17 protein-coding genes are annotated in these 12997 nt (G+C 62.2%); 7 read left to right on the top strand and 10 right to left on the bottom strand.

Annotated features, from left to right (window positions below; all coding sequences use genetic code 11):
- Nucleotides 1-393, top strand: a 393-nt coding sequence (locus DH10_RS12885; RefSeq protein WP_192384781.1) for a nicotinate-nucleotide--dimethylbenzimidazole phosphoribosyltransferase, incomplete at its 5' end; no start/stop codon positions are given.
- A gap of 28 nt (nucleotides 394-421) precedes the next feature.
- On the opposite strand, the gene DH10_RS12880 is transcribed toward DH10_RS12885, so the two are convergent.
- Nucleotides 422-1942, bottom strand: coding sequence for a sensor histidine kinase (locus DH10_RS12880; protein ID WP_192384780.1), 1521 nt, complete (start codon nucleotides 1940-1942; stop codon nucleotides 422-424).
- A gap of 75 nt (nucleotides 1943-2017) precedes the next feature.
- Here DH10_RS12880 and DH10_RS12875 point away from each other — a divergent pair, with 75 nt between their 5' ends.
- From DH10_RS12875 to DH10_RS12860, 4 genes are all read left to right on the top strand, one after another.
- On the top strand, nucleotides 2018-2740 hold the full coding sequence (locus DH10_RS12875; protein ID WP_246811545.1) for a thermonuclease family protein: 723 nt from the start codon (nucleotides 2018-2020) through the stop codon (nucleotides 2738-2740).
- A 16-nt stretch (nucleotides 2741-2756) separates the two neighbouring features.
- On the top strand, nucleotides 2757-3368 hold the full coding sequence (locus DH10_RS12870) for a glutathione S-transferase (RefSeq protein WP_192245150.1): 612 nt from the start codon (nucleotides 2757-2759) through the stop codon (nucleotides 3366-3368).
- Entirely contained in the window at nucleotides 3308-4012 is a 705-nt protein-coding gene (locus DH10_RS12865) for a uracil-DNA glycosylase family protein (protein ID WP_192245148.1), read from the top strand. The genes DH10_RS12870 and DH10_RS12865 overlap by 61 nt, the downstream gene beginning before the upstream one ends.
- A 109-nt stretch (nucleotides 4013-4121) precedes the next feature.
- Nucleotides 4122-4613 carry an Lrp/AsnC family transcriptional regulator gene (locus DH10_RS12860; protein WP_066992738.1) on the top strand — a complete coding sequence of 164 codons (492 nt, stop codon included), beginning with the start codon at nucleotides 4122-4124 and terminating at the stop codon, nucleotides 4611-4613.
- 45 nt (nucleotides 4614-4658) lie between these two features.
- Here the strand turns inward: DH10_RS12860 and DH10_RS12855 are convergent, their stop codons facing one another.
- Nucleotides 4659-5225 (bottom strand): DUF3299 domain-containing protein, encoded by a 567-nt coding sequence (locus tag DH10_RS12855; RefSeq protein ID WP_192245147.1) that lies wholly within the window; start codon nucleotides 5223-5225, stop codon nucleotides 4659-4661.
- A gap of 250 nt (nucleotides 5226-5475) precedes the next feature.
- Here DH10_RS12855 and DH10_RS37885 point away from each other — a divergent pair, with 250 nt between their 5' ends.
- Nucleotides 5476-5793, top strand: coding sequence for a hypothetical protein (locus DH10_RS37885; RefSeq protein ID WP_312891220.1), 318 nt, complete (start codon nucleotides 5476-5478; stop codon nucleotides 5791-5793).
- On the top strand, nucleotides 5706-6830 hold the full coding sequence (locus DH10_RS12850) for a DUF7986 domain-containing protein (RefSeq protein WP_485020593.1): 1125 nt from the start codon (nucleotides 5706-5708) through the stop codon (nucleotides 6828-6830). Before DH10_RS37885 ends, DH10_RS12850 begins: the two co-directional genes overlap by 88 nt.
- Before the next feature lie 43 nt (nucleotides 6831-6873).
- Here the strand turns inward: DH10_RS12850 and DH10_RS36895 are convergent, their stop codons facing one another.
- The 8 genes from DH10_RS36895 to mobA form a co-directional block, all read right to left on the bottom strand.
- Nucleotides 6874-7239 (bottom strand): GNAT family N-acetyltransferase, encoded by a 366-nt coding sequence (locus DH10_RS36895; RefSeq protein WP_192245146.1) that lies wholly within the window; start codon nucleotides 7237-7239, stop codon nucleotides 6874-6876.
- 169 nt (nucleotides 7240-7408) lie between these two features.
- Nucleotides 7409-8113 (bottom strand): DNA alkylation repair protein, encoded by a 705-nt coding sequence (locus DH10_RS12840; protein ID WP_192384779.1) that lies wholly within the window; start codon nucleotides 8111-8113, stop codon nucleotides 7409-7411.
- Between the two features lie 6 nt (nucleotides 8114-8119).
- Nucleotides 8120-8989, bottom strand: coding sequence for an NAD(P)-dependent oxidoreductase (locus tag DH10_RS12835; RefSeq protein ID WP_192245142.1), 870 nt, complete (start codon nucleotides 8987-8989; stop codon nucleotides 8120-8122).
- 301 nt (nucleotides 8990-9290) lie between these two features.
- Complete coding sequence (locus tag DH10_RS12830; RefSeq protein ID WP_192245140.1) at nucleotides 9291-10115, bottom strand: ABC transporter permease; 825 nt, start codon at nucleotides 10113-10115, stop codon at nucleotides 9291-9293.
- Entirely contained in the window at nucleotides 10112-10828 is a 717-nt protein-coding gene (locus DH10_RS12825) for an ABC transporter permease (protein WP_192245138.1), read from the bottom strand. The genes DH10_RS12830 and DH10_RS12825 overlap by 4 nt, the downstream gene beginning before the upstream one ends.
- A gap of 80 nt (nucleotides 10829-10908) precedes the next feature.
- Nucleotides 10909-11694 (bottom strand): ABC transporter substrate-binding protein, encoded by a 786-nt coding sequence (locus DH10_RS12820; RefSeq protein WP_192245136.1) that lies wholly within the window; start codon nucleotides 11692-11694, stop codon nucleotides 10909-10911.
- 153 nt (nucleotides 11695-11847) lie between these two features.
- Nucleotides 11848-12363, bottom strand: a complete 516-nt coding sequence (gene mobB, locus DH10_RS12815) for a molybdopterin-guanine dinucleotide biosynthesis protein B (protein WP_192245134.1) — start codon at nucleotides 12361-12363, stop codon at nucleotides 11848-11850.
- Nucleotides 12360-12992, bottom strand: a complete 633-nt coding sequence (gene mobA, locus DH10_RS12810; RefSeq protein WP_192245132.1) for a molybdenum cofactor guanylyltransferase MobA — start codon at nucleotides 12990-12992, stop codon at nucleotides 12360-12362. The genes mobB and mobA overlap by 4 nt, the downstream gene beginning before the upstream one ends.
- Nucleotides 12993-12997: the final 5 nt, after the last annotated feature.

Below are 12997 nucleotides of genomic sequence, written 5' to 3'. Positions count from 1 at the left end.
GAAGCGGTCGATCGGGCGCTGGCCTTCCACGGCGCCAGCCTCGGCGATCCGCTCGAAGCGTTGCGCCGGGTCGGGGGCCGCGAGTTCGCGGCGATCTGCGGCGCCATTCTCGCCGCCCGCATGCAGAAGATTCCTGTGCTTCTCGACGGGTTCGTCGCAACGGTTGCCGCCGCGGTTCTGCACCAAGCCAATCCTTCCGCGATCGACCATTGCCTGCTTGCAAGCCTGTCGCCGGAGCCCGGCCACGCCAAGGTTGCCGAACGGCTCGGCCTGCGGCCCTTGCTCGATCTCGGCCTCAATCAGGGCGAAGGAGTGGGGGCCGGGCTTGCCGCCGGTCTCGTCAAGGCGGCAGCGCTTACCAGCTCGGGCATGGCGGCAGCCGTTCGGCTCTAGAAACCGCTGCGCTGGTTCTGAAATTGCCCTAGCGCCGGCGCGCGGCGACGGCCTTGGTCGGCAGCGCGGGCAGTTCTTCCATCACCCGGCTCAGCGGGAAGATGGCGATGGCCTCGGTGCCTTCGCGCAGCTTGGAGTGAAGCTCGAACTCGCCGCCATGCATGTCGAGCAGGCCCTGCACGATCGGCAGGCCGAGGCCGGTTCCCTGTTCAGCGCTCTTGATGGCGATCGAGCCCTGGCCGAAGGCGGAAAGCACCACCGGGATTTCGTCGTCCGGAATGCCGGGGCCGTTGTCTTTGACGGAGAGGTACTGGCCGCCGCCGGCCGTCCAGCCGACGCGCACGCGCACTTCGCCGCCCGACGGCGTGAACTTGATCGCATTGGACAACAGGTTGAGCGTGATCTGCCGGATGGCGCGCTCGTCGCCGAACAGGCGCGGCAAGGTGGTCTCGAACTCCTGAATGACGCGAATGTCCTTGTTGCGGGCTCTCAGCTCCATCATGTGGCAGCAGTCCTCGACGATCGTCACCAGCACCACCGGCTCCTCGTTGAGCTGGTAGCGGCCGGCCTCGATGCGCGACAGGTCGAGGATCTCGTTGATCAGGTCGAGCAGGTGCTGGCCGGATTCGTGCACGTCGTGCGCGTAGTCGCGATAGGTCGGGTTGTTCATCGGCCCGAGCACCTCATTGGCCATCACTTCGGAGAAACCGAGGATGGCGTTGAGCGGCGTTCGGAGCTCATGGCTCATCGAGGCGAGGAAGCGCGACTTCGCCAGATTGGCGTCCTCGGCGCGCCGCCGTGCCTCGTCGGACATCGATTTCGCCGTCTCCACCTCGGCGATCAGCGCGTCCTTTTCGGAGCGGAAGGAGAGAATCATCCACGAAGCCTGGTTGAGATGACGCGCGACGTAGCCGAAAAAGGGCAGGGCGGCGACCAGAAGCGCCGCCATGATCCCTTCGATCGGCGTCCAAACACGTGCGACGGCACAGGCATAGACCGCGACCGGAACGGCGAAGGTCGCGAGCAGGGCGCCGCCCAGCGACGATGCCATGACCGCGGTCGTCGCCATGGCGACCAGAAGCACCATGGCCTTGACGACATGGAACTGGTCGACCTGGCATGTTTCGCAGCCCAGCCATGCGAACCAGGCCCAGCCGAGGCCGCAAAGCGCATGGCCGATCAGGAAATCGCGGCGCGTTTGCACCGGGTCGAGCTCGGCCGCTTCCGTACGCTCGACACGCCGCGCCATGAAGGTGACGATTGTGTAGCAAAGCAGCGTGAAGAGAGCCCAGATGGCGACCTGGTTACCCAGGCCCGCGAAGCGGCCGACGGCTGCCACCGCAAGCACAAGCAGAGGAATCGCCGCAGCGCTGACCACCATGGCGCGCGCATGGAGCTTGAGCAGCTCGCGGTCGAAATCAAGATTGCCGGCCTGCTGCGAGAGGCGGTCGCGCGTCCGGCGCACTGCGCGCGCCACATCGCTGTTGCGATGCGGTTTCCTGCGGTCCACAATGAATTTGTCCGCTGTGTCCGAGCGTAGCAAAGGCATGCCAAGTTCAATTTCTGCGCGCAGCGATTTCAGTTCGTTAAGCTACGTTCGAATGATTAAGAGACTGTTTGCCATATGAGCCGTTCCTGGCCGCGAGGACCGCGCCGGCGATATGTTCCGCGGCCTCAGCGAAGCCTTTGGCGCAGGCTGCTGGACTACGCGCTGACCGCGGTTCTGCTTGGGCTGTTCATCCTGGTGGCGGCGCGGCTCGACCGGTTCGAGACGCGCAACGAGCAAGGCACGGCCATCGTCAATGATGGCGATTCGATCACGCTCGGCGCCGAACGCATCCGCATGCGCGGCATCGACGCTCCGGAATACATGCAGACAGGCCGCAAGGATGGGGCCGACTACCCTTGCGGCAAGCTCGCGCGGCAGTCGCTGGTGCGGCTGATCGCCAGCAGGCCGGTTTCCTGCAGCGGCTGGCAGCGCGACCGGTACGGCCGGCTGCTCTGCGACTGCAAGGCGGGCGACACGGACCTCAACCGTGCGCAAGTGCAGGCCGGATGGGCGGTCGCCTTCGGCGACTTCGAAACCGAGGAGACTGTTGCGCGGGTCGCCAAGGCCGGCATCTGGGCCGGCTCCTTCGACGAGCCGCAGGACTGGCGCGACAGCCATCACGATCAGCCGGTCGAGAGAAGCACGGCACGTTGGCTTCGCTTGGCGATGCGCTGCGCGAGTTCTTTCGCTTCTGAGGATGTCGCTTCTGGCGATGCTCTGTTTGATGCATGTCGTCTTCCCAAAACCGCTGCGCACTTTTGGGCGACATGCATTGAAGTGCGCCCTAAGATCGGGTGAAAGATCGGAGAATGGAATGAAGCTGTTCGATGGCGGGCGCGCGCCGAACCCCAGGCGGGTCCGGGTTTTCCTGGCGGAAAAGGGACTGACCGTTCCCTTGGTGCCCGTTGACATGGGCGCGCTGGAGCATCGCGAGGAGCCGGTGGCGACGCGCAATCCGCTGCGTCGGCTGCCGGTGCTGGAGCTCGACGACGGCACCATCATCACCGAATCCATCGCCATCTGCCGCTATTTCGAGGAGTTGCATCCGGAGCCCGCCCTGTTCGGAAAAGGCGCGCTCGGCAAGGCCATGGTCGAGATGTGGCAAAGACGCATGGAGTTCAATCTCCTAAGCTGCGTGGCCGCTGCCTTCCGTCACATCCACCCGGCGATGAAGGATTGGGAGGTGCCGCAGATTCCTGAATGGGGCGAGGCCAACAAACCCAAAGCCGTCGAATTTCTGCATCTGCTCGATCGTGAGCTGGCCGACAGGGAATTCGCCGCCGGCGATGCCTATTCGGTTGCCGACATCACCGGGCTGATCGCCATCGATTTCATGAAGCCGGCGCGTATCAAGGTGCCCGAGGAATGCGCGAACGTGCTGCGCTGGCACGCTGCGCTCTCCAGCCGGCCAAGCGCCGCTGCCTGAGGCCGCACTTGGACGACTTGCCAAGCATGACCCAAGCGCTGGAAAGCCTCACCACCAGGGTGCGGGCCTGCCGTATCTGTGTCGAGCAGCCGCACGGTCGGCCCCTGCCGCATGAGCCGCGTCCGGTGCTGAGGCCGTCGTCGAGCGCGCGCATCCTGCTCGCCAGCCAGGCTCCGGGCACCAAGGTGCACATATCGGGCATGCCGTTCACCGACGCTTCCGGGGATCGCCTGAGGAACTGGCTCGGCGTCAGCAACGAAGAGTTCTACGATACAAGAAAATTCGCCATCGTGCCGATGGGTTTCTGCTTTCCCGGCCAGGATGCCAAGGGCGCCGACCTGCCGCCGCGCCGCGAATGCGCGCCGGCCTGGCGCGCTGAGCTGATGGCGCTGATGCCCCAGATCGACCTGGTGCTGACGATCGGCGGCTACGCGCAGTCCTGGCACATGGGCCTGGCGCGCGGGCCCTCGCTGACGGAAACGGTCAAAAACTGGCGCGCCATCTGGGACGCGGCCGCCAGCGTAAAAGTGCTGCCGCTGCCGCATCCGTCCTGGCGAAACACCGGATGGCTGAAGAAGAATCCGTGGTTTGAAATGGATTTGCTGCCTTTCCTGCGGTCGGAAATCCGCTATCGCATCGGCTAGGCATTCGGCAAGATATCACTCGCTTTTGCCGCCGTTGGCAGAATTTCTTTCTTGTGAAAGGCCCTGATAAGGGGGATTATAGCGAAACTATTCCCCTGGAGTTCTCCCAATGGACCGCCTAGACAGAAAAATTCTCCGCCTCCTGCAGGAGGACGCGACGCTTGCGGTCGCCGATGTTGCCAAGAAAGTCGGCCTGTCGACCACGCCATGCTGGCGGCGCATTCAGAAGCTCGAGGAAGAGGGAGTCATCAAGCGGCGCGTCGCTATTCTCGACCACGAGAAGGTCAATGTGCGCGTCACCGTCTTCGTTTCGATCCGCACCAATTCGCACAGCCATGAATGGCTGCGACGCTTCTCCGAAGTCATCCAGGAATTTCCTGAAGTGGTCGAGTTCTACCGCATGAGCGGCGACGTCGATTATCTGCTGCGCGTGGTGGTGCCTGACATTGCCGCTTACGACGCTTTCTACAAGCGGCTGATCGCCAAGATCGAGATCCGCGACGTGTCTTCGTCCTTCGCCATGGAGCAGATCAAGTACACGACCGAGATTCCGCTCGACTATATGATCCTGGACAAGGAGTCGGGCGCCAACGCGGCCTGAGCATCGGGCGCTCGCCGCTTCCTGCTATGCATGAAGCGGCGAGATTTAGTTCTTCTTTTTGTGGAGGAAATTCCACGGGGAGTTGACCGGGAGTGTGACGGCGTCGGGCACTGTGTCGGTGCTCGCCACCTCAGCCTTGTGCACGGTGTAGCCGGACTGGACGATCAAGACGCCGTCGAGGATGAAGAGCTGGCTTTTCTCCATGCCTGGCTTCAGCACGCCGGTAACGGAGACCGGCTCATATGCTTCCGACATACTGTAGGGATGCGTCGGCGTGACCAGCACGATCTGGTTCGGCGGTGGCGTCGGCATGTGGCTGCAGGCGCCGGTCCAAGGGACCAGCAGGAACTGATAGACAAGGTCGCCCTCGCGATCGACCGGCAATGCATAGCCGGCCAACTGAATGGTCCTGTCCTGGAGATTGAGCGACAAGGTCTCGCCGTGATCGGGCAGTTTGGCTGCGATCATCGGCAGGTTGGCGTCCTCGGCGACCGCCTGCGTCGCGGGGCGTAGATCCTTCCAGAAGATGTGCGCGGTCTCTGCCGAGGCCTGACTGACGGCAAGGCCAAGTACCGCGGCGATGATCGTGCCTGTGTTGAGAGGGTTGTTCATTGGCTCCATTCTGGCCGGTCCGTAGTTGCGAGCGAGTAAAACTGCCGTGATCTCTGAAGCATTTTTTGGCCCGATGAAATTGGTGTGCGCCGCAGAAAAGCTCTAGCGGAAAGTCGCGCGGAAGAAACACCGGGAAATCGTTGCCCACGCCTTGCCTGATCGCGGGAGCGGCGCTGAAAATAGCCCGACAAGCAATGGCAGCGAACCCGCGTCTTGCGATGCCCGACGCGCAAGAACCTGGAGAAGTTCCATGCCGACCAGCCATGATCTTAGCGGACTGATGAAATTTCTTGCCCGTGACGAATGGCGCGAATGCTTTGAGGAAGTTTTCAACGAACATTTCGGCTCAATCCTCGACGAGGGTGAAAGGGAGTTTGAACACCTTGCCGAAGTCCTCGGTGATCACTGGACGAACACCCTTTGGGGTTGCGTTTTCGAGGATTTCCTGACGCAGAAAATTTCGAGGGCGAACCTGCCAACATCGTCGACGAATATCTCAAGCGCCGAGGCTGGAAGGAAAGAGCGCAATCAAGGGCCTACATGGCGGCGCTGCGCACTTCCGTCATGAGCTTGTATGAGGTGAGTAACGTCGTTCCGGGACTGTCTTTCATGGCGCGTGACCTTATCCGCGGCGGCGAGCCGATCGCCGTCAGCGAGGGCAGCGCGACAAAGACTTTGAAGCAGTGGGACAGGCTTGCCGCGCGGATCGTACCCGTCATGGGCAAAAACGTCATGGCTGGCGGTGTGTTGCCCTTTACCCCGCAGGCCACCGAAACATTGTTCGATGGGCTGCGCGGCCTGTTCGGCAAAAGAAATGCAAAAAAGCTACCCGCCATCAAAGATGACGAGCTGCAGGCGGCAGCATTCATGTCCACGCTCGCATGGTTGTTCGACACCCTTGGAAGGGTGGCGGGGCCCCGGCTGCAAAACACCGATGGCGACGAAATCGTATTCCACAACGTTCGCTTTCCACTTGCACCCGGCGTGAAACAGGAGGACATCGCCGCCCGGTTGAACAATATTCCAGCCTTGTCGCAGGCGGACGCGAAATTCTGGAACTGGCTGGAAGAGACGCCGAAAGGTGGGAACAAACCAAAAGCAGCGGCCGCCCCTACCATAGACACCACGATGGACAACGGTCCGCTCGTGCTGGGTAATGTCGAGTTGATGGGCCGTTTCCTGCATCTGTCGGCCAACTCCGCAGCTCGGGCGACAAGAGGGACGGCTTTGATCCAGCAGGTCCTCGGCGATCTTGTCCGGACACCCCTAACCGAAATCCGAACTGTCGAGCAGATGAAAGCCGAACGACCACGTGAAGGTGCCGAAACATCGCCATCGAACATACCGCCGGAAGTCGCCGAACAGGGCATCCACGAATACTTGGATCGGCATTATCCGGAAACGCTCGATCAGCCGGTCAAAATGTTGGGGAACAAGACGCCGCGTCAGGCCGCCAAAACCACAGCCGGTCGCCGAAAATTTGCCGATTGGCTGAAATATCTTGAAAACCAGACTGCCAAGCGACCTGTTCCGACGGATCCGATGGCAACTTACAGCTTCGATTGGATGTGGGAAGAACTCGGCGTCCACGATCTGCGTCGATAGCACGTTCAGTACCCGCGTCCCGACAACGCTTTGGGGGCCAAGCTCAACGGCTCAGCCGCATCACATGCCTGCGAGTGCCGGCCGTGCCGATCTCTTGAAATCCACGAGCGGTGAACATGTCGCGAAAACCCATGAAGCGGTAGCTCGGTGCAGCCTCGTCGACCGGATAGGCCTCGATCACGCGCGCGCCTTTGGCGAAGGCATGCTTGATGGCTGCGTCCAGCAAGGCCGAAGCCAAGCCGCCGCCGCGCAAGGCCCTTGGGACATAGAAGCAAACGACCGACCAGACGTCCGTCTCGCTATCGTCCTGCTGCCTCGACAGCCTGCGATAGGTCTCGCGCGGCGCGACCGAGCACCAGCCGATCACCTTGCGCGAGCTCGGCGACGATGCGGACCGGCGTGCCGGCATCGATGAGCGCCATCATCATGCGCTTCTTCTCGTCGTTCTCAATGTGCTCGCGGCTGGAATGGCGCCAGGCCATGCACCAGAATATTTCGGCGCGCCGGGTTGCTCGAACAGGCCTTCGAAACGGCTGTGCGTTTCCCGCGTCACCTCAGTGAAGCGGATATGACCGATATCAAGCCTTTCCGGCGGCGAGCCGTTCGAGCTGTTTGGCATCCGTCAGTTCCTTGACAGCATCCTTGCCGATCCAGCGCGCCGTCTTGTCGGACGACGCCGCTAATTTTTCTGCAAGCGCAAGGGCAGGGGCATGCAGCGCGACGGATCGCTTGCCGATCTGCCGCAGCGCCCAATTCACCGCCTTGCGAACGAAGTTGCGCGGGTCGCCGGCATGTTTCTCGATCAGCGGCAGATAGGTAAGGAAAGTCGCGTCGGGCTCCTTCTTCAGATGCACCGCGCTCCAGGCCAGCATGGCGAACGCGATGCGGCGAACGAACTCGCGCTCGTCCTCGGCGAATTCCTCGATCAGCTCACGCCAGAACGGCGTGTCGGCGAACAGGTCGGCAACGGTGTCGACGATCTCCCAACTGTCGAAATCGGCGGCCCAGCGCCGGCACAGGGCGACGTCGAGATGCTTAGGCTCGCCGGTGAAGGCCGCTACCAGGCGCGCCTCGCGGATGCCGCTGTCCCAGAGAAGCAACGACCGTTCGTGGTTCTTCTTCAGCTTGCGCGCCAGCGGCCGCAGGTCGGAATTGCCGATGCCGAGCGCGGTTCTCGTGTTGATGCCGAACCGCGCCATACCAGCGCGGTTTTCCTCGGTGCCGATCGAGCGCAAATGGGCGACGATGTCGTCGGCGCTCCAGCTCGGATCGGGCAGGGCCATCGCCGTCTATTTTTCCAGGCGAGCCAGCAGCGAGGACGTATCCCAGCGCCTGCCGCCCATGTCCTGCACATCCTTGTAGAACTGGTCGACCAGCGCGGTCACCGGCAGCCTGGCGCCGTTGCGGTTGGCTTCGGCGAGGCAGATGCCGAGATCCTTGCGCATCCAGTCGACGGCAAAGCCGAAATCATATTTTCCGGCATTCATCGTCTTGTGGCGGTTTTCCATCTGCCAGGAGCCGGCAGCGCCCTTGGAGATCACGTCGATGACCTTCTCGATGTCGAGGCCGGCCTTCTTGCCGAAATGGATGCCCTCGGCCAGCCCCTGGACGAGGCCGGCGATGGTGATCTGGTTGATCATCTTGGTGAGCTGGCCGGCGCCGGCCGGCCCCATCAGCCCGACCATGCGGGCAAAAGCGTCGATGACCGGCTTGGCCCGGTCGAAGGCAGCCTGCTCGCCGCCGACCATCACCGTCAGCACGCCGTTCTCGGCGCCTGCCTGACCGCCGGACACCGGCGCGTCGAGGAAGGAAAAGCCGGCCTTCTCGGCGGCTGCGGCGAGTTCACGCGCGACTTCGGCCGAGGCCGTGGTGTTGTCGATGAAGACGGAGCCCTTCTTCATCGCGGCGAAGGCGCCCTTGGCGCCGATCGTCACCGAGCGCAGGTCGTCGTCATTGCCGACACAGGAGAAGACGAAGTCCTTGCCTTCGGCCGCTTCAGCCGGCGTCAGCGCCAGCTTGGCGCCATGCTGGGCGACCCATTGCTCGGCCTTTGCCGCAGTGCGGTTGTAGACGGTGACGTCGTGGCCGCCCTTGTTGCTGAGGTGCCCGGCCATCGGATAGCCCATGACGCCAAGACCGAGAAATGCAACCGATGCCATAAGCCTGCCTTCCAACAATAGAGAGATTTCAGCGGCGGAAGGTCTAGGCCATGCGAAAAATTCGTCAAGGTGCGCAGAGCCGCATCGACTGGTGCAGACCGGAGCCAGAGCGGCCCAGTTTAGAGAACCGCTCTAAAGCGCGTCGCGCTGGAACGGATTCAGGCAACGCGCTTTAGGTCTTGTTTTATGCATGTCGTTTTCGCAAAACCGCTGCACACTTTTGCGCGACATGCATTAATTTTGTTTTCCGCGATTCCGGACGGAAAACCGCCACCCACTTTCGTGGAATAGCTCAGGCGCTCTATCGTTTGAGGTGAATGGTGATCCGGCGCTCGATCCATTCGACGCCGTGACGCAGGATCTCGACCAACACCAGATAAACGATCGCCACCCAGATATAGGCCTGGATGTCGAAGGATTTTGCGTAGGCGAGCTTCGCATTGCCCATGAGATCGTAGACGGTGATGATGGCGACGATCGCCGAAGCCTTGATCATCAGGATGAGTTCGTTGCCGTAAGGCCGCAGCGCCACGATGATCGCCTGCGGCATGATGACCTTGCGCAGCGTCTGCAGCTTGTGCAGCCCGAGCGAGGCCGCACCCTCCCATTGGCCTCGCGGAACGCTTTCGATGGCGCCGCGCAGGATTTCAGCCTGGTAGGCGGCGGTGTTGAGGGAGAAGGCAAAGACGCCGCAGTAGAACGCCTCGCGGAAGAACCACCACAGCCCGATCGTTTGCAATTCCGGCCGGAAGGAGCCGACACCGTAATAGACCAGATAGGTTTGCACCAGCAGCGGCGTGCCGCGGAAGAAATAGACGTAGCAATAGGCGAGCCCGGACAGGATCTTGTTCTTCGACATGCGTCCGTAGGCGACGGGCAGCGACAGAATCGCGCCGGTCACCATCGAAATGGCCACCAGCGACAGGGTGGTTCCAAGTCCTTGCAGATAGGCCGGCGCGTATCTGGCGAAGAACTCGGCATTCCAGGCGTGGACGAGGTAGGCCACGATGCCAAGGCCGAAGAGCACCCACAGGCCTACCAGCGCATAGCCGACGATACGCGCGCGCGGCCAGCCGCGTGCCTGCGGCGGCGGTTTGTCGATGGCGATAGCCTGGCTGACGCTCATCGCGCTTCCCTCCGCCCTAGCGAGCGCAGGATATAGCCGGTGACGATCGACGACAGGATGGCAAGCACAAGGAAGACCAGCGCCGCGACGCTATAGAACAGGAAGGAATGCTTGGTGACGCGGGCTGCGACGCCGGCATTGCGCAGCGTCTCAGCGAGGTTGACGACCGAGACCAGCGAGGTGTCCTTGAGCAGGCTAAGCCAGCAATTCTCGAGACCGGGGAAAGCGATGCGCAGCAACTGCGGCAGGATCACCAGTCGCATCGTCTGCCATTTCGAAAGGCCGATCGCGTAGCCACCCTCATACTGGCCCTTGGGAATGGCGCGAAAGGCCGAAAGAAAAACCTCGCTGGCGTAGGACGAGAAGATCAGCGAGAGCACGATCATGCCGGCAATGAAGCTGTTCACGTCGACCGTCGCATCCGGATTGAACAACCGGACAAGGTACTGCAGCAGCAGCGGCATGCCGAAGAAGAACAGGAATAGCGTGACCAGTTCGGGCAGGCCGCGAAAGACGGTGGTGTAGATGTTGGCCGCAAGCCGCAGCGAGGGCTCTTCTTGCTGTTTGGCGAAGGCGACGAAAAAACCGATCGTCAGGCCGATCGGCAGCGTGGCAAGCGCCAGCGCAATCGTGACCAGCACACCAGACGCAATGTCGTCACTCCAGCCATCCGGTCCCCAACTGAGAAGTGTCCAAATGCTTTGGGCTGGCATTGACGGGTCTGTTCTCCGTGGCGATCCCGTAATGAAAGAAGGGCGGTGAGGTCTTCCTCACCGCCCTTTGAGCGCAATGATCAGGACTCGGCGCCGTAGACGTCGAACTTGAAGTACTTGTCGTTGATTTCCTTGTACTTTCCGTTCTTGCGGATGGCGTCGATCGCGGAATTCAGCTTGTTGACCAGATCGGTCTCGCCCTTGCGCACGGCAATGCCGGCGCCTGGTCCGAAGATATCGACCGGCTGCGGCGAGGGCTGGCCGAGGATCTTGCAGCAGGCGCCGTCAGGCGAATCCAGCCACTGTTGCAGCACGACGATGTCGTCCTCGATGGCGTCGAGGCGACCGTTGGCGAGATCGGCCTGTTCCTCGGGGCTGCTCGGGTAGCCCTTGATCGTGCTGTCGGTATAGGTCTTCGAGGCATAGTTGAAATGCGTCGTCGTGGTGGCGACGCCGATCGCCTTGCCGGCGAGGTCCTCCTTGGTCACGCCCTTGAGAGGCGAATCCTTCGGCACGGCGATCGCCGAGGGCGTGTTGTAGTATTTGTGGGTGAAGTCCACCTTTTCCTGCCGCTCGGGCGTGATCGACATCGAGGCGACGATGGCGTCGAACTTGCCGGCCTGGAGCGCCGGAATGATGCCGTCCCAGTCCTGAGCGACGAAGGTGCACTTCACCTTCATTTCGTCGCAGAGGGCCTTGGCGATGTCGATGTCGAAACCGACCAGCTGGCCGTCCGAGGTCAGGTTGTTGAAGGGCGGATACGCGCCTTCGGTGCCGATCCTTAGGGTCTTCTCCTGAGCCTGGGCAACGCCAAGTGTCAGCAGCGCGGCCGAAGCGGCGAGCGCGATACGCAGTGCAATACGCATGATAATCCTCTCATATTGTCCATGGCCGCTGTCCCGTGCGGCTCTTGTGGGCGGAGCTACTTTGTCCGCCCGCTGCGCGGGATACTCCCACTCTTTCGAAGAAAAAAGCAACTGCAAAACAACAGCAAACGACAACCGCCATCTGCCCTTGCGTTACTTGGTCTGAGCACTGAGACCGGTCGCGCGCTCGACAAAGTCGGCTATCGATTTCGTATCGTCGAGGTCGAAAACGGGGAGGGTTTCGCCTTCGACTTTGAAATCCGCAGCGATGGCGACGATGTTCGGGTCGTTGATCGAAAGCGGCGTCCGGTCCTTGGCCTCCAGCCGTCTCGCCTCGATCTTCTTGTGCGCCTCGCGCTTGTAGCCTTCGACGAGCACGATGTCGCAGGGCGCCAGGCGCGACAGGATGTCGTCCAGCGACGGCTCGCCCTCGTTGCGCAGCTCGTGCATCAGCGCCCAGCGCCGGCCGGACACGACCGCGACCTCGGTTGCGCCGGCCTGACGATGGCGAAAGGAGTCCGCGCCCGGCTTGTCGATGTCGAAGTCATGATGGGCGTGCTTCACGGTCGAGACCGTCCAGCCGCGCCGGACCAGTTCGGCGACCAGCTTTTCGGTCAGGGTCGTCTTGCCGGAGTTCTTCCAGCCGGTGATGCCGAATACGCGTCTCATGGCTGGAGGCTTTGCAACAGACGTTCGGCCTCCGCAAGGTCGTCCGGCGTGTTGATGTTGAAGAACGGGTCGATCCGCTGGCCTTCGGCTTCGATCATCGGAAACTCCACCTGGACAAAACCGTGCCGTTCCATGAAGGCCGAAACCCGGCGATTGTCCTCGTCGACCAGGAAATGGCGCAGGGCATCGCGCAGGCCAAGCGGCCAAAGCGCAAAGGTCGGATGCCATCTGCCGTCAAAACTGGCGACGGCGATCGCGCCCGGCCGTTCGTGAGCGGCGGCGACCAACCGTTCAACGAGATCGCCGGGGAAGAACGGCGTGTCGCCGGCCGCGCTTAGAAGCGACCGGCAAGCCGTGTTCGTTGCCGCCCATTCGAGGCCGGTCAAGATGCCAGCCAGCGGGCCGGCATAGCCGGACACCGTATCGGCGACCACCGGAAGGTTCATGTCGGCAAAGCGCGCGGGGTCGCCATTGGCGTTGAGCGCCAGCGTGCCGACCTGAGGCTTGAGACGCGCGGCGACATGGTCGATCAGCCTGCCTTTGCCCAGCGGCAGAAGGGGCTTGTCGCCGCCGCCCATCCGGCGCGACTGGCCTCCCGCCAGGATGATGCCTGCAATGCTCCGGTCCATCGGGC

The organism is Mesorhizobium silamurunense, assembly GCF_014843825.1.
Lineage (GTDB): Bacteria > Pseudomonadota > Alphaproteobacteria > Rhizobiales > Rhizobiaceae > Mesorhizobium > Mesorhizobium silamurunense.
Note: the sequence above shows the minus strand (reverse complement) of the source record. Positions and strands in the feature narration are given on the sequence as shown.

Excerpts from the sequence above, each read along its gene's own strand:
- DH10_RS12880 (WP_192384780.1), bottom strand. The coding sequence starts at position 1,942 with ATGCCTTTGCTACGCTCGGACACAGCGGACAAATTCATTGTGGACCGC.
- DH10_RS12875 (WP_246811545.1), top strand. The coding sequence starts at position 2,018 with ATGAGCCGTTCCTGGCCGCGAGGACCGCGCCGGCGATATGTTCCGCGG.
- DH10_RS12870 (WP_192245150.1), top strand. The coding sequence starts at position 2,757 with ATGAAGCTGTTCGATGGCGGGCGCGCGCCGAACCCCAGGCGGGTCCGG.
- DH10_RS12865 (WP_192245148.1), top strand. The coding sequence starts at position 3,308 with ATGCGCGAACGTGCTGCGCTGGCACGCTGCGCTCTCCAGCCGGCCAAG.
- DH10_RS12860 (WP_066992738.1), top strand. The coding sequence starts at position 4,122 with ATGGACCGCCTAGACAGAAAAATTCTCCGCCTCCTGCAGGAGGACGCG.
- DH10_RS12855 (WP_192245147.1), bottom strand. The coding sequence starts at position 5,225 with ATGAACAACCCTCTCAACACAGGCACGATCATCGCCGCGGTACTTGGC.
- DH10_RS37885 (WP_312891220.1), top strand. The coding sequence starts at position 5,476 with ATGCCGACCAGCCATGATCTTAGCGGACTGATGAAATTTCTTGCCCGT.
- DH10_RS36895 (WP_192245146.1), bottom strand. The coding sequence starts at position 7,239 with ATGCCGGCACGCCGGTCCGCATCGTCGCCGAGCTCGCGCAAGGTGATC.
- DH10_RS12840 (WP_192384779.1), bottom strand. The coding sequence starts at position 8,113 with ATGGCCCTGCCCGATCCGAGCTGGAGCGCCGACGACATCGTCGCCCAT.
- DH10_RS12835 (WP_192245142.1), bottom strand. The coding sequence starts at position 8,989 with ATGGCATCGGTTGCATTTCTCGGTCTTGGCGTCATGGGCTATCCGATG.
- DH10_RS12830 (WP_192245140.1), bottom strand. The coding sequence starts at position 10,115 with ATGAGCGTCAGCCAGGCTATCGCCATCGACAAACCGCCGCCGCAGGCA.
- DH10_RS12825 (WP_192245138.1), bottom strand. The coding sequence starts at position 10,828 with ATGCCAGCCCAAAGCATTTGGACACTTCTCAGTTGGGGACCGGATGGC.
- DH10_RS12820 (WP_192245136.1), bottom strand. The coding sequence starts at position 11,694 with ATGCGTATTGCACTGCGTATCGCGCTCGCCGCTTCGGCCGCGCTGCTG.
- mobB (WP_192245134.1), bottom strand. The coding sequence starts at position 12,363 with ATGAGACGCGTATTCGGCATCACCGGCTGGAAGAACTCCGGCAAGACG.
- mobA (WP_192245132.1), bottom strand. The coding sequence starts at position 12,992 with ATGGACCGGAGCATTGCAGGCATCATCCTGGCGGGAGGCCAGTCGCGC.